The 17,414-nt window shown below is 40.2% G+C and carries 17 protein-coding genes; 8 read left to right on the forward strand and 9 right to left on the reverse strand.

The window, feature by feature from the left end; all coding sequences use genetic code 11:
• Nucleotides 1-224: 224 nt before the first annotated feature.
• The 6 genes from ALE3EI_RS13195 to menA all read right to left on the reverse strand — a co-directional run bounded on the left by ALE3EI_RS13195 (nt 225) and on the right by menA (nt 7,079).
• Entirely contained in the window at nt 225-1,949 is a 1,725-nt protein-coding gene (locus ALE3EI_RS13195) for a tetratricopeptide repeat protein (RefSeq protein WP_186989422.1), read from the reverse strand.
• 96 nt (nt 1,950-2,045) lie between these two features.
• The gene (locus ALE3EI_RS13200; RefSeq protein ID WP_186989424.1) at nt 2,046-3,125 is read right to left on the reverse strand and encodes an AMP-binding protein; all 1,080 of its coding nucleotides are present in this window, start codon (nt 3,123-3,125) and stop codon (nt 2,046-2,048) included.
• A 10-nt stretch (nt 3,126-3,135) separates the two neighbouring features.
• On the reverse strand, nt 3,136-4,302 hold the full coding sequence (locus ALE3EI_RS13750) for a CPBP family glutamic-type intramembrane protease (RefSeq protein ID WP_233279972.1): 1,167 nt from the start codon (nt 4,300-4,302) through the stop codon (nt 3,136-3,138).
• On the reverse strand, nt 4,302-5,348 hold the full coding sequence (locus tag ALE3EI_RS13210) for an o-succinylbenzoate synthase (protein ID WP_186989426.1): 1,047 nt from the start codon (nt 5,346-5,348) through the stop codon (nt 4,302-4,304). The genes ALE3EI_RS13750 and ALE3EI_RS13210 overlap by 1 nt, the downstream gene beginning before the upstream one ends.
• A gap of 120 nt (nt 5,349-5,468) precedes the next feature.
• A complete protein-coding gene (locus tag ALE3EI_RS13215; RefSeq protein WP_186989428.1) occupies nt 5,469-6,149 on the reverse strand; it encodes a metal-dependent hydrolase in 681 nt (226 codons plus the stop codon).
• A 27-nt stretch (nt 6,150-6,176) separates the two neighbouring features.
• Nucleotides 6,177-7,079, reverse strand: coding sequence for a 1,4-dihydroxy-2-naphthoate octaprenyltransferase (menA, locus tag ALE3EI_RS13220; RefSeq protein ID WP_186989430.1), 903 nt, complete (start codon nt 7,077-7,079; stop codon nt 6,177-6,179).
• Between the two features lie 87 nt (nt 7,080-7,166).
• Here menA and ALE3EI_RS13225 point away from each other — a divergent pair, with 87 nt between their 5' ends.
• On the forward strand, nt 7,167-7,538 hold the full coding sequence (locus tag ALE3EI_RS13225) for a DoxX family protein (protein ID WP_186989432.1): 372 nt from the start codon (nt 7,167-7,169) through the stop codon (nt 7,536-7,538).
• 1 nt (nt 7,539) lies between these two features.
• Complete coding sequence (locus ALE3EI_RS13230) at nt 7,540-8,265, forward strand: DUF6090 family protein (protein ID WP_186989434.1); 726 nt, start codon at nt 7,540-7,542, stop codon at nt 8,263-8,265.
• Here ALE3EI_RS13230 and holA read toward each other — a convergent pair whose 3' ends face one another.
• Nucleotides 8,266-9,270 (reverse strand): DNA polymerase III subunit delta, encoded by a 1,005-nt coding sequence (gene holA / locus ALE3EI_RS13235; protein WP_186989436.1) that lies wholly within the window; start codon nt 9,268-9,270, stop codon nt 8,266-8,268.
• 62 nt (nt 9,271-9,332) lie between these two features.
• Between holA and ALE3EI_RS13240 the strand changes: the two genes are divergently transcribed.
• The 5 genes from ALE3EI_RS13240 (at nt 9,333) to ALE3EI_RS13260 (ending at nt 13,155) form a co-directional block, all read left to right on the forward strand.
• Entirely contained in the window at nt 9,333-9,776 is a 444-nt protein-coding gene (locus ALE3EI_RS13240) for a type I restriction enzyme HsdR N-terminal domain-containing protein (protein ID WP_186989438.1), read from the forward strand.
• 63 nt (nt 9,777-9,839) lie between these two features.
• Complete coding sequence (locus ALE3EI_RS13245; protein ID WP_186989440.1) at nt 9,840-10,835, forward strand: glycosyltransferase family 2 protein; 996 nt, start codon at nt 9,840-9,842, stop codon at nt 10,833-10,835.
• Nucleotides 10,836-10,951: 116 nt separating this feature from the next.
• Entirely contained in the window at nt 10,952-11,806 is an 855-nt protein-coding gene (locus ALE3EI_RS13250; RefSeq protein ID WP_186989442.1) for an OmpA/MotB family protein, read from the forward strand.
• Between the two features lie 181 nt (nt 11,807-11,987).
• Entirely contained in the window at nt 11,988-12,593 is a 606-nt protein-coding gene (locus ALE3EI_RS13255; protein WP_186989444.1) for a DinB family protein, read from the forward strand.
• Nucleotides 12,594-12,675: 82 nt separating this feature from the next.
• A complete protein-coding gene (locus tag ALE3EI_RS13260; RefSeq protein ID WP_233279973.1) occupies nt 12,676-13,155 on the forward strand; it encodes a nuclear transport factor 2 family protein in 480 nt (159 codons plus the stop codon).
• A 1-nt stretch (nt 13,156) separates the two neighbouring features.
• Here the strand turns inward: ALE3EI_RS13260 and ALE3EI_RS13265 are convergent, their stop codons facing one another.
• The gene (locus ALE3EI_RS13265; protein ID WP_186989448.1) at nt 13,157-13,774 is read right to left on the reverse strand and encodes an L-threonylcarbamoyladenylate synthase; all 618 of its coding nucleotides are present in this window, start codon (nt 13,772-13,774) and stop codon (nt 13,157-13,159) included.
• Nucleotides 13,775-13,920: 146 nt separating this feature from the next.
• Between ALE3EI_RS13265 and ALE3EI_RS13270 the strand changes: the two genes are divergently transcribed.
• A complete protein-coding gene (locus tag ALE3EI_RS13270; RefSeq protein ID WP_186989450.1) occupies nt 13,921-14,817 on the forward strand; it encodes an alpha/beta hydrolase in 897 nt (298 codons plus the stop codon).
• 5 nt (nt 14,818-14,822) lie between these two features.
• Here the strand turns inward: ALE3EI_RS13270 and ALE3EI_RS13275 are convergent, their stop codons facing one another.
• Entirely contained in the window at nt 14,823-17,141 is a 2,319-nt protein-coding gene (locus ALE3EI_RS13275) for an ATP-dependent helicase (protein WP_186989452.1), read from the reverse strand.
• Nucleotides 17,142-17,414: the final 273 nt, after the last annotated feature.

A 17,414-nucleotide genomic window follows, 5' to 3' on the forward strand; every position in this document is an offset into this window, starting at 1 on the left:
TTAGGTTCCAAAATCCGAAGGAAAGGAAACTGTACGAATATCGGGAACATTTTAGCTTTGGACAATACTCTTCCTGCTTTTTTGATAGATGTTACCGGAAAAGTAAATCGTTTCAAAAAAATAGGTTCGCCCTCATCCAAGAAGTATTTGGATTTAGTTATAATTATCCACAACAAGAAAAGGAGCAATCTTTTGCTCCTTTTAATTAGATGTATCATCAGGACCTAGAGCACCGCAATTCGCTCCATAAGATGATTGTCTTCGATATTTGTCACCTTTATGACCTGAATTTCGCGAGTCTGATCCGGTTTTCCGAAGTTTCTGAAAATGGTAAGTTTTACAAAAACATCACCTCGTAACTCATGCGCGTTTTCGGGCCCTTCACCTACCTTTATATAATAAGAACCCGATTGAATGTGTTCAAGCAAAAAGGTCTCAGGTCCCATGCTGGCCCCATGGTTTCCAAGCATAATTCCCCCGGAAGATGACTTCGGATTTTCGAGACTGATTTCTTCCAGGTTTGGATCCACTACTATCATATTGAGATCGATCTCCGGACGGTTCCAATCCATCACAATACGAAGATCAGCAGTGGTGTATTGCTTTCTGATTTCTTTTTTATTCTGAATTTCTTCGGAAGAAAGCATATTGGCCAATTCTGTTCTTAATACACTGCTGAAACTTTGCTGAGAAGAATTTTTTACCCTGCTGTCACCAATGGCTATTGCACTCTTAAGTAATTCATCGGCAACATCCGATTGATCTGTAGCTTGCATCGCAAGGGCAAGGTCACGAATTGCTGAGGGATCGTTGGGATGATTCTTATGAATTTTTTTATACAAGCTTACAGCCAGGTCAAATCGGCCTTCTTCCTCTAGCTTGAATGCCAGAACTTTTAAAAGTTGCCGTTTGTTAGCATTTACATTGACGAAGCCTTCGAGTATTTTGGAAGCCAATTGAGAGTCGGCTTTCTTAAACCTGTTATAAACATCAATATAAAAAGCCGGGTTGGAACCATAGCGTTCCTGCTCTTTTAAATAGGTTTCGTACTTTTTCACACTATTTATAATAGTGATCACCGAAGATTGAAACGGGCTCTTATACCCCTGCTCTACAGCGGTTCGTTCATTGGCAAGTTTGGTGCGTAGTCGCTCCTGCTCTTCCAATATTCGCTCTCCGTATGGTAATTCGGGTGCAAGTTCCTGATCACTGAAATCTCCGGTTTTAGTAGTGATCAAAACCACCCCGTTTCTCCCCTGCTCACCGTATAGCACAGCAGCACTTAAGCCCTTTAACACCTTTACTTTTTTGATATTATTTGGGTCTATATCCATGATGCGGCTACTAACAACGGTAACTCCGCCTTCAAAACCACCCTGGGCGTTGGTGCTGGTATTGATTGGCATTCCATCGATTACAAATAATGGCTGATTGCTACCCGTGATCGAACTCATAGAGCGAATAGTGAAGTTTGTTCCCGATCCGCTAACTCCGGAGGTTGCCGTAATCTGAGCTCCCGGTATCTTTCCCACCAGGGCTCTGGATACATCGGCCTGTGGCTTGTTTTCAATTTCCGTTCCGCTTATCTCGGTTACGGCATAGGGTCGGCGTTTGTAATCCTTGGGTATACCGTACACCCCAATTACGATAGGATCGAGTGCTTCGGCTTTTTCTTCCAGTACTACCTCAACGCTTTCGGTCTTAGTAATTTCCATTTTAAATGGTTTCATCCCTACAAAACTAAAGACCAGTTCCTGCCCTTTTTTTCCTGCGATGGAGAAGTTTCCGTCGTAATCTGTCTGAACCCCGGTTTTAGTTCCGGAAATGGAAATGTTTGCCCCTAACAAAGGCATGTTGTTACTGTCGGTAACCGTTCCGGAAACCGTAAATGTTTGTCCGCTTAGCTGAAATACTAGCAAGCATAAAAGTGATGTAATTAATGTTTTCATAATGCTAAAGTTTTTGATTATGAATTAAAACTACATTCCGTTACCGGCTAAAAAAACAGCCATTGAGTTTAAGGCGCCTTTGGTTGAGGGAAATACCTATTTGTACTTTTTGAGCAGCTGAATTACATCGGTTCGTTTTATCTTGCCGGTTTCGGTATAAGGAAACTTGGAGATGGTATAGATCTTTTTAGGACGTTCATAGGATTCCAGTGTCGAAAATGCTTCAGAATAATTTTGAAGTGCAGTCTCTTCGGCTTTCTCGAGAATGAGGATCACCCGCTCCCCTAATAATTCGTCAGTTTCCGAAGCTATGATAAAAGGAAGTTCGATGCTTTTCACGAGTTTTTGCTCAATGGTTTCAGGAAAGATTTTTATCCCGCCGCTGTTAATCACGTTATCCATTCTTCCCAACCAGACAAAGGAAGTGGGAGTTTTAATGTCTACCAGATCATTGGTAGTAATGGCCTCTGTTAGGATATCGGGTGCTGTAATGACAAGACACCCCCGTTCATCGGTATTGAATTTTACATTGGGCAAGGCAGAATAGAGCGAAGAAGCCGCCGGACCATTAAGCCGTCGAATTGCCACATGAGTACAGGTTTCGGTCATGCCATATGTAGCAAAAGCTTCACAATTTACATCTTGCAGTTTTTGTTCCAGTTCTGCAGATACAGGCCCGCCACCTACGATCAATTTTTTCACCTTATTCAGATCTTCGATAGAATGATGTACCTGATAGGGAACCATAGCTACAAAATCATAGTCATTGTCGTATTGGGTTAGCGCATCTTTTTCGGGCGCCACTACGTGAAGATCCCACCCAAGCGTTATTGCTCGTACCACCATCATCTTTCCGGCTATAAACTTAGGATGCAGACATAATAGAGCCGAAGTCTTTTCAGCCAGTTTAAAGAAGGTGCCGGTTGCCTTGGCACTATTCACCATTGCCTCCTTTGAAAGCAATATTCTTTTCGATCTTCCAGTTGAGCCCGACGTTTTTACCGTTATATGAGTTTCAGGCTCATACCATCTTTTAATGAATTTAGCTATACTTACTTCATGTTCGTATCCTTCCTGCTCGAGTTCGTTGGCAAACAAGAGGAATTCTTCAACAGTTTCAAATGATGTACCATTGAGAGTGAAAGCAGGGTGAAGATACGGTGAGGTTGCGTTCAAGGTACTGCTTTTAGTTACTGCCAGGTGTTGAGGTTATCTCTTCGGGTGGCGGATTAATTGCTCCGAACAATTTCTCCTTCCAATTCGTCCATTTATACCGCCATGCCATGATTAGCAGAAAGATAGGGTATACGATCAGGACAGGAAGTAAAACATCGAAGCCTGCCGAGGGTTCCGAAATATCCTTTAAAACCGAGTTGGTTTGAAACACGGTCCAGTCTGCCGTAACCAGCAAAGCAGCCACCATATTATTTCCGGCATGAAAGCCTAGTGCCAGTTCCATCCCTTCGTCCATGAGTGTCATTATACCCAGCAAAAATCCGGTACCTATATAATACAGCATGATAATATTCCCGATCTTTTCAACTTCAGGGTTAAAAAAATGGAGTCCGCCAAAAATTACCGAAGTGATCACCAATGGCAGGAATCTGTTACTAAATTTCTTACTTAGATCTTGATACCCTTTTGTTTCAGTAAGAGGTAGAAGTACTTTAGTTGTGATAAGTAAAACGATCAAACCAATAAGCGCCAATACCAGTACAAAGTGAATCGCCGGGTGCAGTGTGACCTCAGAAATCAAAATCATATATCCGATAATCGCTACGGCACTATAGATCGTTATTAGTGGAAAATATCTCCGCACCGATGAAACACCTATCCCTTGCATCAAATAGCCCCGAAACAGATATTCCTCAAAACTGGTCTGCAACGGAATCATGATAACCACTATGGCCGCAAGGATAAGAAACGGAATAAGATCGAACTGAAGGATATAATCCTGCGGATTCTGATAATAATCTATGGTCGTTAAAACCACTGTAGTTATAGCTATAAGCCCAAAACCAAACCACACCCTTCCCCAATCGGTTTTGGGTCGGGAGGTTGTTAACGTGATAAATGGTTGCTTGTGTAAATATTTGACTATGAGATACAATACACCTAACCCTATGGCAAAGCTGAGCAGCATGAGGAAGAGGGTAAGATTAGAATCTAATATGGTTAAAATGGCATTGGGATCCTCAAGTTGTTCGAGACTTCCTCCATCGTTCATTAATTTAAAAGTGGCTACCAGCAATAAAGGAATGGCGCCCAGTTGTGACGCCAGAAAAATAAGAAGCCCTCCCAGCGCATATCGCCAGGGTTCGTGAGCATATCTAAAAGCTTGTGTTATATACATTATAATGTTTCCGGGTTAAATTCCCAGTTTATTTTCGGGTTATAATTAAGTGTTCCATGTTTTATTTCAAGCGGCGATGGGATATTATTGGTGAATAAACTTCCGGTCCCCAAACCTTGTGGCAATTTACTATTTTTTGTGAAGGTGAATTGTGAAATAGCATTTAATCCTACATTACTTTCAAGCGCTGAAGTGAACCACCAACCGATCTGTGCATTTTCAGCTAATTCGATCCAGCGCTCACTTCCGGTAAATCCGCCAATAAGACTGGGTTTTAAAATTAGATACTGTGGTTTTATGGTTGCTAACAATACGCTTTTCTCTTCTTCGGAAATAACACCTATTAATTCTTCATCTAATGCGATAGGTAATGGCGAGCGTTCACACAAATGGGCCATTTCCTGAAATTGTCCTGGCTTGATAGGTTGTTCGATGGAATGAATTTCGAGTTGCGATAATAGCTCGAGCTTTTTTAAGGCTTCGGAAGGGTTAAAAGCTCCATTTGCATCCACTCTTAGTTCGATCTCTGAAGCCGAATATTCCTTACGTATAGAGCGCAGTAATTCGAGTTCGGTATCAAAATCTATGGCCCCAATCTTCATTTTAATACAACTGAAGCCCTGTTTCAGCTTTTCATCTATCTGATTCTTCATAAACGCCCGGTCTCCCATCCAAATCAGTCCGTTAATAGGAATTGCTGCATTTCCCTGAGAAAATTCAGAAGGAAACAATTGAAACGGATCTACCGCATGAAGTGACCTAAAAGCCGTTTCAATGCCAAATTGTATTGAAGGAAATTCGGTAAGTGCGGTGTAAAGTTCAGTTTCTTCAAGATGTATATTGTCACATACCCATTGAAGCTTTTCTTCGTAATCCGGACGATCATCTACCGATAGTGAGCGAAGCAGACCACATTCCCCTACTCCTTGATTTTCTTCATTCTTTAAAAGCAGAAAGTAAGTTTCTTTAGTCTTCATCACACCGCGGGAAGTTCCTCCGGGAATTTTAAATTGTAAGATGTGCTTTTTAAAACTTGCTTTGAGCATTTGTATGATTTGTTGTGATACCGGAGTGTTGGATTAACATCCCGTTAAATCTCCCTTTAAGGGAGGTAACATATAGATAAAAAAGTAGTAAGGAAGGCAAGCTAGTCATCTAACCGTTTTCTACAATTCTATACTTTCTCCAATTTCGAGCAACATAAGATCCTTATTTGCGTCGTAGAATTTCTTTTTGGCCTCTTCATGATCGATTTCAATAAAGCCAAAAGTGTCATAATGAACACCGAGGACCTTATCACATTGAACGAAATCACTGGCGATGATGGCATCATCGATTCCCATGGTAAAATTATCACCAATTGGTAAGATCGCCAGATCGAGTTTGGTTATCATAGGGATAAGTTTCATATCCATGGTAAGCGCCGTATCACCGGCGATATAAATATTCTTACGTTCACCCTCAATGACGAATCCGCCGGGTTGCCCTCCATAACTCCCGTCGGGAAAAGAACTGGTGTGGATGGCATTTACATATTTTACATTTCCAAAATCGAATTGCCAATTTCCCCCGTGATTCATTGGATGTACCTCAATGCCCTTTTCTTGGTAATGCATCGCAATTTCATAATTACTCACTATGGTAGCTCCGGTATTCTTTGCAATGGCTTCGGCATCCAGAATATGATCCTGGTGGGCATGGGTTAATAAAATATAATCGGCTTTTAACGTCATGATATCAACTTTATCCTTAGCAAGATCATTTCCACTTATAAAAGGATCTACAATTAGATTTTTACCTGCGACTTCAATGGCCAGACTATTCTGACCGTAAAATGTAATTTTCATCGTTATTAATTTTCCTTAAATATAAATCTAAAAGAAATTGATCGCAAAAAAGAGTAAAGCAAATAAAAAAGTACTGAGTGCTACTTTTTTTAACTCGGGATCAAGCAATGCAGGTGCCTTATTTTTAAATACTTTGACGATATTCAGGAACAAAGGAACAAAAGCTACTAATGGAATGAACCCGATCCAGTTCTCAGTTTTCAGAAATAAATAAATAAAAGCAGAAATAAAGGCAACTCCAATGAGTAAGGCATGATACAATTTTGAAGTTTTCTCCCCCAAAACCACTGCCAGCGTATTTTTATTCACCTTTGCATCGGGAATTCGGTCGCGCATATTGTTTAGATTTAATACGGCCGCGCTCAACAATCCAATGGTTACCGCAAGTAAGATCACCCAGGTTCCGAAACTTTGAGTGAACAAAAAGTAACATCCTACAACACCAATTATTCCGAAGAAAACAAAAACAAAGACATCTCCCAGGGCACGGTAACCGTAAGCTTTTTTACCAACGGTATAGGTGATCGCTGCAATGATCGCTGCTATTCCCAGATTAAAAAAAATAAGGGACAGTATAAAGTTTTCATTTCCGAAGGCATCGAAAATCAACATACTGGCGATCAAGAGTGTAAACGCTGTGGTAACGATCATTCCTCGTTTAAGCTCTTTTGCTTTAAGCAAACCGCTTTGCATGGCACGGGCTGGTCCTACTCTATCGGCATTGTCGGTACCTTTAACTCCATCGCCGTAATCATTGGCAAAATTTGAAAGGATTTGAAAGCCCAACGTGGTTAATAGCGCCAATATAAAAACCGACAACCGAAATGCTCCTGCATCCATGGCTGCAGCACTTCCCACTAAAATTCCTGAAACTGATAAAGGTAAGGTTCGTAAACGGGCAGCCGAGATCCAGGCTCTAACTTTTGTCATTTATAATTTTTATAAATGCAAAAATACACTTAATAATTTGTTTTGTATTTTTATCGGAATTCAAAATAACAAACCTAAAATTTATTTATGAGATCAACCTACCACATTGGATTACTACTGTTGCGAATTGGATTTTGCGGACTTATGTTAACTCACGGAATTCCAAAACTTTGGGAAGTAATTCAGGGAAATTTCGAATTTGGTGACCCTATTGGAATTGGCCCCACCCTTTCTAAAATTGGCGCTGTAATTGGTGAAGCCATCGCGCCTTTGCTAATCCTAATCGGATTTAAAACAAGACTTTTTGCGATACCCACCATCATTACCATGGGTGTGGCTGCATTTATTATACACGGCGGTGATCCCATAGGTAGAAAAGAAATGGCACTCTTGTATTTATTTGCTTTTCTAGCGATCGCACTAACGGGGGCGGGTAAATATTCAGTAGACAGAAGATAATATGCCGCTATTCACCAAGTCATTTAAAATCAAATCGCTGAACAACAAACGTTTTGGCCGTTATTTACTTTATGCGCTTGGTGAGATCATACTCGTGGTAACCGGCATCCTTATCGCCTTACAGATCAATAACCACAACGAAGAAAACAAAAAGAAAAACCTGCTGAATGGTATACTGCAAAATGTATCGTACGACCTTCAGCAGGATACGCTTTTTATCGGTACTGCTATTAAATACTATGATGCACGAAGCAAAGTTGCATTAAAAATATTGAATAATGAATACGATGCAGAGTCGGTTAAAAAATGTATTCTTTGCGGAAACCTCGTAAGTACATACCTCCCGCTTACTATCAATGATAAAGGCTACCATCAATTGAAGAATTTTTACGAGGAAAGCAAAGGTCGGGACAGCCTCACAGTCGATATTGTCCAGTTTTATACGGCTTATGAACCGCTATTATCTGAATTTGGAGATCAAGTTAAGAACTTTTCTTTAGAAAATATCAGGGAATGGCGAGACACAAAGCCTTGGTTTTCTGAAATTATGGCGAACAAAGGACATCCCGATTTCTTCGAATATTTATTGAGTCAGGATTACAAGAACAAAGTCGCTTACTTTAATATTATTGCCTGTAATAACTATATGAATATGCTCAAACAGTATAAAATTCAGGCTACTGAAGCGTTAAAGCGGATAGATAAACGACTGGAAGAGACCGATTGATCACTCAAAGATCTTTACCAAAAGGTCCTTTAACAAGTCTCCCTGCGATAGATTTGAAGCACCAACTCCTTTACTCTTCATATCCACTTCCCGTATGGAAGAAATTACCGAACTCACCTTTTTCATAGAATAATTTCGGGCGGCAGTCTGATAATCCTTAATAAAATAAGGACTTACCCCTAGTTCTTTAGCCGCATTCCGTTTATTTGCCAATGCATGGTATTTTAACAGCTTAGAAAAAAAGCTGTAGAGTAAGGCAACCGTCATCACCAGTGGATGATTCTTAGGATTCTGGGCAAAATACTGAACTATGGTAAATGCTTTTTTAATATCCTTTTCTCCAATGGCGTTTTGTAATTCGAAATTATTAAAATCCTTGCTAATCCCGATATTCTCTTCGATGAGTTGCGGAGTGATCTGCGCACCCTTAGGTAATATAAGTTGTAATTTCTCCAATTCGTTGTTTACCTTAGCGAGATCATTTCCTAAAAACTCTGTAAGCATTTGAGCAGCTTTAGGAGTAATGGTGTATCCCTTGGCAGTTAAAACTCGTTTTATCCAATCGGGCACCTGATTTTCATACAACTTCCTACTCTCGAACAGGACACCTTGCTTTGCAATTGCTTTAGCCAATTTTTTACGGGCATCGAGCTTTTTATATTTATAGCAAAATACCAAAACAGTAGTAGGCTGCGGATTTTCGACATATGAGACCAGATTTTCGATGGTACGTGAAAGATCCTGGGCCTCTTTAACGATAACCACTTGTCGTTCTGCCATCATGGGATAGCGCTTAGCATTGCTTATTATATCCTCAATACTCACATCCCTTCCGTAAAGTATCATTTGGTTAAAACCCTTTTCTTCTTCGGAAAGCACTGTCCTTTCAATATAATCTGAGATCCCGTCAATATAATAAGGCTCTTCGCCCATTAAAAAATAGATGGGTTTTAAGTCACCGTTTTTTACTGAATTTATAATGGATTTTGCCTTGTCTAAAGCCACAAAAAAAGTTTAAGATGTGATGTTATTGAATAAAAACCGAGTTGCTTTGCTACCTTTGTCGCATGCTGAAGCTCAATTTTCCGGACTATCAATTTCGTTTCAAAAGTAACGAAAACAAACCACTGATCTTTGATGAAATCAGAAAAAAATTCATTGTACTCACCCCGGAAGAATGGGTGCGACAGCATACCTTGAAATATCTAATTTCAGAAAAGAACTACCCCAAATCCCTAATAAATGTCGAAAGAGAATTGAAACTTCACAACACCCTAAAACGCTACGATATAGTCGTCTTTAACAGGGATGGCAGTATTCGCATTCTGGTGGAATGCAAAGCTCCCGGGGTTGTTATTAACCAACAGACCTTCGATCAGATCGCCCGATACAATTTTACCTTGAATGCCGATTATTTGTTCCTCACCAATGGATTGAATCATTTTGCCTGCCGTATGGATTTTGAAAACGAACAGTATACTTTTCTGAAAGAAGTACCTACATATGAATAAAACAGTTAAAACTTCTGTACTCATCTTAAAATCCTAACCACTTAAATTCTTTACTTTGTAACGTTGAATATTGCGGTCGTCATATTAAACTGGAATGGAAAGGAGTTACTTTCCAGGTTTCTGCCATCGGTGGTCAATTTTTCTCCCGAAGCAACGATCTATGTCGCCGATAATGCATCGACCGATGATTCTGTAGCTTTTCTTTCAGAACATTTTCCGGCGGTTAGAATCTTAAAGAACACGACGAACGGAGGCTATGCAAAAGGCTATAATGATGCCTTGCAGGGACTTTCAGAAGAACTCTTCGTGCTGCTAAACAGTGATGTGGAAGTAAGTAAAAACTGGTTACCACCTATTCTTACACAATTTAAAACAGATCCCGAACTTGCCGCTGCCCAACCTAAGGTCTTAGATCAACAAAACAAGGATCATTTTGAATATGCGGGAGCTGCCGGCGGCTTTATAGACCGACTGGGCTATCCGTATTGCCGGGGTCGCATCTTTAATAGCCTAGAAAAGGACCACGGCCAGTTCAACGATATACGGGAAATATTCTGGGCAAGTGGCGCCTGTCTTATAGTACGAAAGGATGCTTTTTGGAAGGTTGGTGGCTTTGATGAGGACTATTTTGCGCATCAGGAGGAGATCGATCTTTGTTGGCGATTTCAATCGGTGGGTAACAAGGTTGGCTACATTGGAACTTCTACCGTTTATCATGTGGGCGGAGCTACCCTGGCTTCAGCGAACCCCAGAAAAACATTCTTTAACTTCCGAAACTCACTTTTAAACCTATTGAAAAATAAAAAAGGGGCCTCGGTTTGGGGAATTATTTTTTTAAGACTCATTCTGGATGCCGTGGCTGCAGTGCAATTCCTATTTCAAGGAAAAGTAAAACACTTCCTTGCCGTAATGCGGGCACATCTCAGTTTTTATCTACTCATAGCTAAATTCCTCAAAAAGAGAAAAATACACGCTTCAGGCATCAAATATTTTCGTACTAATAGTATCGTTTGGAATTATTTTGTGCGAAAAGAACGCAACTTTAACGAAGGCTACTAAATTTTACTTAAAGTATTGTTAATCGGTATTGAAATTATGCACCTTTTAATAATTTTGATTAGAATTTTAACATTTAAAAAAACCAATTTTAACAAGTATAAATAACCTATTGAATTATGAAAAAATTATTGATTTTAGCTTTGTGTTCCAGCTTTGCATTCACGTCATGTGTATCGAAAAAGAAGTACGCTGAGTTAGAAGCCCAACAAAAAGAAACTCAAGATCTTTTAAACACAGCTACGGTTAAACTTAACAGCTGTTTAACTGAAAAAGCAACTGCCATGACAAGAGCTCAGGAGTTGGAAGCGCGTTTAGCCGATCTTAAAAAGACGAATGCCGATCTCATCCAAAGCTCAAAAGATCTTACAATGCTTACTGCTAAAGGAGCGACAAACCTTGAAAAATCTTTAGAGAGTTTAAAGGAAAAAGACTTGAAAATTACCCGTCTTCAGGATGCCTTAAACAAGAAGGACAGTGTTACACTTGCGTTGGTTACCAGCCTTAAGAAAGAGGTAGGTATTAACGATCCCGATATCCAGATCGATGTGGAAAAGGGTGTCGTGTACATCTCCCTTTCAGATAAAGTAATTTTTAAGAGCGGTAGCTACCAAATTTCATCCAGAGCTAAGGAAATTCTTGGTAAAGTTGCCACAGTGATCAATGGTAAACCTAACTTTGAGGCTATGGTTGAAGGACACACCGACAACGTTCCTTACAGCAATGGATTATTGTTAGACAACTGGGATCTTAGTGTGAAGCGTGCAACGGCTATTGTAAGAGAGCTTCAAAATCTTGGGGTTAGTCCGAGCAGATTGGTTGCAGCCGGACGTGCAGACTATGTGCCTTTGGTACCTAATGATAGCGCCGAGAATCGTTCTATCAACCGTCGTACCCGAATCTTAGTATTGCCTAAGATCGATCAGTTCTACGATATGATCGAGAAGGAAATGAAATCTTTAGAAGGTCAATAAAAAATTAAATTGATCCGAATAAAAAAACCCGTCTCTTAAGACGGGTTTTTTATTGAAATTTACGTATTTTAATACGTTGATTATCGACGAATTAAAGCAATGAATTTATTCAGTATAACTATATCAATAAATTTATATCCGAAACATCATCATAAAATATAAACCATAAAAAAACCACAAGATGAAAAAATTTATTTTACCGTTATTAGTATTGGCATTAGTTAGTTTTACCGTTGCCGATACTCCACTTACTGAAGCAGAACGCGATTTTGCTATTTACGAACTTAACGCCAGTCATAAACATATGATGGAGGTATTAGATGGCCTAACCGAAGATCAGCTCAATTACAAAAGCACTCCAGATTCCTGGTCTATAGCCGAATGTGCCGAGCATATTGCGATCTCTGAAGAAAATATCTTCGGAATGTTACAGGGAACTTTGCAATCTGATGCAGATCCTTCCAAAAGATCGGAGGTAAAGTTGAGTGATGAAGAACTTTTAAAAATGATCAAGGACCGATCTAACAAGGTAAAAACCTCTGAGCCATTTGAACCCACCGGAAAATATGGCTCTTTTGAAGCAACTGTCGATGCTTTTAATAACAAAAGAAAAGCTAATATGGATTATGTATTAAACACTCAGGATGATCTGCGTAACCGCTATGCACAGTTGCCTTTTGGAACGATCGATGCATATCAGGTACTTTTATTTATGTCCGGACATACCGAACGCCATGTAAAGCAAATGGAAGAAATTATAGAAGACCCTGATTTTCCTATGAAATAATTTCCTAGAATTAAACTGCAATCCCGGCCTTGTGTCGGGATTTCTATTTTAAGGAATTTGCTAACCACAACACTGTAATTTGATGAACGAGGAACAGCATATCATCGAAAAATTTTATGAGGCTTTTACCGAACTGGATGCCGAACGCATGATCGAATACTACCACGACGAGGTCACTTTTCAGGATCCGGCCTTTGGCATTTTAAAGGGAGAAGCTGCAAAGAACATGTGGCGAATGCTCTGCGAATCTCAAAAAGGAAAGGATTTTAAAGTGGTGACTTCAACAATAGAAGTAGCCGAGAAATCGGCTAAAGCACATTGGGAGGCGTATTATACTTTTGGAAAGCACAAGCGGAAAATACACAATATCATTACTGCAAATTTTGAGTTTAAAGATGGAAAGATCATCAATCATATCGATCGATTTAATCTCTACAAATGGTCCAGGCAGGCTATGGGCGCTAAAGGTTATTTGGTGGGTTGGACAACCTTTTTCAGAAAAAAACTGCAAAAAAGGACGAATCTTAAGTTATCGGAATTCAGTAAAAATCTAATTCACTAAATTAAACTTCTAAACTCCCTTTCCCTTCACGAATAAGAACGGGTTCATCTCCGGTAAGGTCTATCACCGTGGAGGCAATATTTCCACCATAACCTCCATCAACCACAACGTCCACGTGTTTTTCCCACTTTTCAAAGATCAACTCGGGATCGGTTGTATATTCTATCACCTCATCCTCATCCTTGATAGAAGTAGAAATTATTGGGTTACCAAGCATTTTCACAATTGCAAGAACAATACTGTTGTCGGGAATTCGAATTCCAACCTCTTTTTTCTTTTTAAAAACGGTTGGGAGATTATTATTACCCGGCAAGATAAAAGTATAAGGACCGGGTAAACTGCGTTTTAGAATTTTAAACGTTGCGGTATCGATCTGGCGAACATAATCGGACAGATTACTAAGGTCTTCACAAACAAAGGAAAAATTTGCCTTTTCCAACTTTACTCCCTTAAGATGAGCCACCCGCTCCAGAGCCCGATTATTGGTAATATCGCAGCCCAAGGCATAGACAGTGTCACTGGGATAAATGACCAGTCCGCCATCTTTAATGATGTCCACAACCCGTTTTACGTCCTTCGGATTAGGATTTTTCTCATATATTTTTATGTATTCTGCCATATTCCCCGATCAATAACTTAAAGATAGCATTTTACTGGTTGCGTCACAAGAAATATTTTTGAGATAATTTCTGAATAACATTCTTAATCATAAACTCCTTAACATAAAATGTGTTTTTTTACGTTTACTGAAAAACTATTGCTTTTATGAAAAATATTAAATTACTGTTGCTACTGGTTCTGGCATTTCAGTTGAGTCTGATTTCCTGCTCTTCTGAAATCAATGATAATTCTCCATTGGAGATGGACGACGAACCCGAGCCGCTGGCTGCTGTAACTCGATTAAACGTGTCTTATGGGAGTCATATGCAACAGGCATACGATCTATACCTTCCGGAAGGGCGTACAGACGATCATACCAAAGTCATCATTTTGGTTCACGGAGGAGGTTGGACCGCCGGAGATAAGGCCGACATGAGCGAATTTATTCCTCAGTTGCAAATAAATCACCCCGACCATGCGATCGTGAATATGAACTATGTTCTGGCCAATACAACCACTCCCGCTTTTCCAAACCAGTTTCTTGATATACAACGGGTAATTAATAAACTCACCTCCGAAAAAGAAGAATTGCAGATCCTACCGGAATTCGGACTCATTGGCACTAGTGCGGGAGCACATTTGTCACTACAATACGATTATGTTTACGATACAACGAATGCCGTGAAAATGGTTTGTGATATTGTTGGTCCTTCAGATTTTACGGATCCCTTTTATACCAACGATCCTAATTTTAATATTCTTTTGCAACTTTTGGTGGATGAGAGTGCTTATCCTTCTGGCACCAATTATGCCGAAGCCATCAGTCCTGCGCTACAGGTCTCTGCTTCAAGCAGCCCTTCAATATTGTTTTATGGGGATCAGGATCCTTTGGTGCCGTTAAGCAATGGGGAAACGCTACAGCAAGCCCTAAGTACAAATATGATCACCCATAGCTTTACAGTGTATGAAGGTGGGCATGGAGATGACTGGACTGCAGCGAGTTTGGCCGACCTTCAGTTGCAGTTAAGTGCTTTTATAAACACACACTTACCCATAGAATAAATTAATTAGCTTAGTACATTGAGTTTTGCAAATCGGAGGAGTAATTTTTTTATGCCTCCATTTTCAAAATTGATCTCGGCTTTGGTGTCGGCCCCTACGCCTTCCACCTTCATGATCTTTCCTTTTCCGAATCGGACATGTTCCACTACAGTTCCGACATTAAGATTTGCCGCTGCCGCATCAAAATTCTTATCGGTATCACTGCTCACCGGTTTTATGCGTCGAAGCTTTTTCATCTTCGACTCAATTGGTCCCGCCGGCGGGGTTCCGGAAGCAGGCTTTCGCATGCGCAGTTTGCTTTTATCAACATCCCCAAAAATATCGGCATCCAGTAGTGGTTTGTAGCGCTGCTCGGTAACCGGAGTGAGATACTCCAGATAGTCTCCCGATATTTCATCAATAAACCTGCTAGGCTCTGCATCTATAAGCTTACCCCAGCGATACCGCGACTGTGTATACGTTAAATAGGCCTGTTTTTCGGCACGGGTAACAGCTACATAAAACAGACGGCGCTCTTCTTCCAGTTCGCTGCGCGTATTCATGCTCATGGCACTGGGAAAGAGATCTTCCTCCAACCCCACTATATAAACATAAGGAAATTCAAGTCCTTTAGCTAGATGAACCGTCATTAAGGCTACACGATTGGAGTCACCTTTGTCGTTATCCATATCAGTAGCTAGTGCGACATCCTCCAAGAATTCGGCCAGTGATCCTGTAGTATCGGCCAGTTCCTTCTGTTCCTCTACGAAATCCCGCATCCCATTGAGCAACTCTTCAATATTTTCGATCCGGGCAATTCCTTCAGGGGTACCGTCTTTCTTTAATTCCTGAAGTAAACCGGTTTTCTTCGTAACATGTTCAGCGATCTGGAATGCATCATAACTCTTATTCAGCACCTGAAAACTCTTGATCATGGTCACAAAATCCTGAAGTTTCCCTTTGGTACCACTGTTAATTTTGAGGTCTATCTTGTCCAGATGCTCCATCACTTCAAACATTGAACGCTCATAGTGATTGGCCGCCACGATCAGTTTATCGATAGTAGTCTGCCCTATTCCCCTCGCAGGATAGTTAATCACCCGCTTTAGGGCTTCTTCGTCCTTTGGATTTAAAATAAGACGCAAATAGGCGATCACATCCTTTATTTCCTTTCGCTGATAAAAACTAAGTCCGCCATAGATCCTATACGGAATATCCTTTTTTCTAAGCGCATCTTCCATTGCTCTCGATTGCGCATTGGTGCGATACAACACAGCAAAGTCGCTGTATTTCATTTGCTGGGACATGGCATTTTCGAAGATGGAACTCGCTACAAATCGTCCTTCATCCCCATCGGTCATGGTACGGTTTACCTTGATCTTGGTTCCTTCATCATTAGCTGTCCAAACCACTTTCTCGAGCCGTTGTTTATTTTTTTCAATGATGCTGTTTGCAGCATTTACAATATTCTTGGTAGACCGGTAATTCTGTTCGAGTCTGTACACCACTACATCGTCGTAGTCTTTCTGAAAATTAAGAATATTGTTGATATTAGCTCCTCGGAAGGCATAAATACTCTGAGCATCATCCCCTACCACGCATATATTCTGAAATCGGTCAGACAGGGCTTTTACGATAAGGTACTGACTGTGATTTGTATCCTGATACTCATCAACCAGTATATAGCGGAATCTGTTCTGGTATTTGGCCAATACGTCCGGAAAACGGGTAAGCAACTCATTGGTTTTTAGAAGGAGATCATCAAAGTCCATCGCCCCCGCTTTAAAGCATTTGTCGACATAGGCTTTATACACCTCTCCCAAACGAGGAATTTTGGCCATCGCATCGGCTTCCATCAATTCGGGATTGTTGAAATATGCCTTTACGGTAATAAGACTATTTTTATAAGAGGAAATTCTGGAGTACACCTGTTTGTATTTGTAGATATCCTTATCGAGATGCATTTCTTTGATCACCGCACGGATAACACTTTGAGAATCCTGAGTATCATAAATGGTAAAATTGGAGGGATAACCCAGTTTATCGGCTTCAAACCTAAGGATCTTCGCAAAAATGCTGTGAAAGGTACCCATCCATAGATTTTTAGCTTCACTGCTCCCTACGATTCGCGAGATCCTGCTTTTCATTTCGCGGGCTGCCTTGTTTGTAAAAGTAAGCGCAAGGATATTGAAGGGGTCGACCCCCTGTGACATAAGGTAAGCGATCCTAAAGGTTAGCACTCGTGTTTTCCCCGAACCTGCACCGGCGATAACGATCATAGCACCGTCCTTCTGCAAAACCGGAGCCCGTTGCGCATCATTCAGTTGTTGTAAATATTCCTGCAATTTTTAAGAATTTATTCGAAGAATTCAGAAGGTGAAAATACTGAAATTAGGACGAAATTATAGCCGATTTTTCAGAAATTATAAACAGACAGGATTCATTCAGAATTTATCTAAATTTAAATATCTTTAGCTGAATTTAATTTTACGGAACAGAAGCTTCTTCAGTAGGTATACTCCAACTACGGAATCCAAATGTAATTCTGAAGGACCTTTCTCTACTACAAACTCTTTTTTATGAAACAATACGCTCTTCTATTTTTTATTGCATTAGTG

Source organism: Constantimarinum furrinae, from assembly GCF_014295415.1.
Classification (GTDB): domain Bacteria; phylum Bacteroidota; class Bacteroidia; order Flavobacteriales; family Flavobacteriaceae; genus Constantimarinum; species Constantimarinum furrinae.

Bases quoted from the DNA above. Each gene is read 5' to 3' on its own strand.
- ALE3EI_RS13225 (WP_186989432.1), top strand. From the start codon at position 7,167: ATGAGATCAACCTACCACATTGGATTACTACTGTTGCGAATTGGATTT.
- ALE3EI_RS13270 (WP_186989450.1), top strand. From the start codon at position 13,921: ATGAAAAATATTAAATTACTGTTGCTACTGGTTCTGGCATTTCAGTTG.
- ALE3EI_RS13195 (WP_186989422.1), bottom strand. From the start codon at position 1,949: ATGAAAACATTAATTACATCACTTTTATGCTTGCTAGTATTTCAGCTA.
- ALE3EI_RS13215 (WP_186989428.1), bottom strand. From the start codon at position 6,149: ATGAAAATTACATTTTACGGTCAGAATAGTCTGGCCATTGAAGTCGCA.
- ALE3EI_RS13750 (WP_233279972.1), bottom strand. From the start codon at position 4,302: ATGTATATAACACAAGCTTTTAGATATGCTCACGAACCCTGGCGATAT.
- ALE3EI_RS13210 (WP_186989426.1), bottom strand. From the start codon at position 5,348: ATGCTCAAAGCAAGTTTTAAAAAGCACATCTTACAATTTAAAATTCCC.
- ALE3EI_RS13265 (WP_186989448.1), bottom strand. From the start codon at position 13,774: ATGGCAGAATACATAAAAATATATGAGAAAAATCCTAATCCGAAGGAC.
- ALE3EI_RS13240 (WP_186989438.1), top strand. From the start codon at position 9,333: ATGCTGAAGCTCAATTTTCCGGACTATCAATTTCGTTTCAAAAGTAAC.
- ALE3EI_RS13255 (WP_186989444.1), top strand. From the start codon at position 11,988: ATGAAAAAATTTATTTTACCGTTATTAGTATTGGCATTAGTTAGTTTT.
- ALE3EI_RS13260 (WP_233279973.1), top strand. From the start codon at position 12,676: ATGAACGAGGAACAGCATATCATCGAAAAATTTTATGAGGCTTTTACC.
- ALE3EI_RS13250 (WP_186989442.1), top strand. From the start codon at position 10,952: ATGAAAAAATTATTGATTTTAGCTTTGTGTTCCAGCTTTGCATTCACG.
- menA (WP_186989430.1), bottom strand. From the start codon at position 7,079: ATGACAAAAGTTAGAGCCTGGATCTCGGCTGCCCGTTTACGAACCTTA.
- ALE3EI_RS13230 (WP_186989434.1), top strand. From the start codon at position 7,540: ATGCCGCTATTCACCAAGTCATTTAAAATCAAATCGCTGAACAACAAA.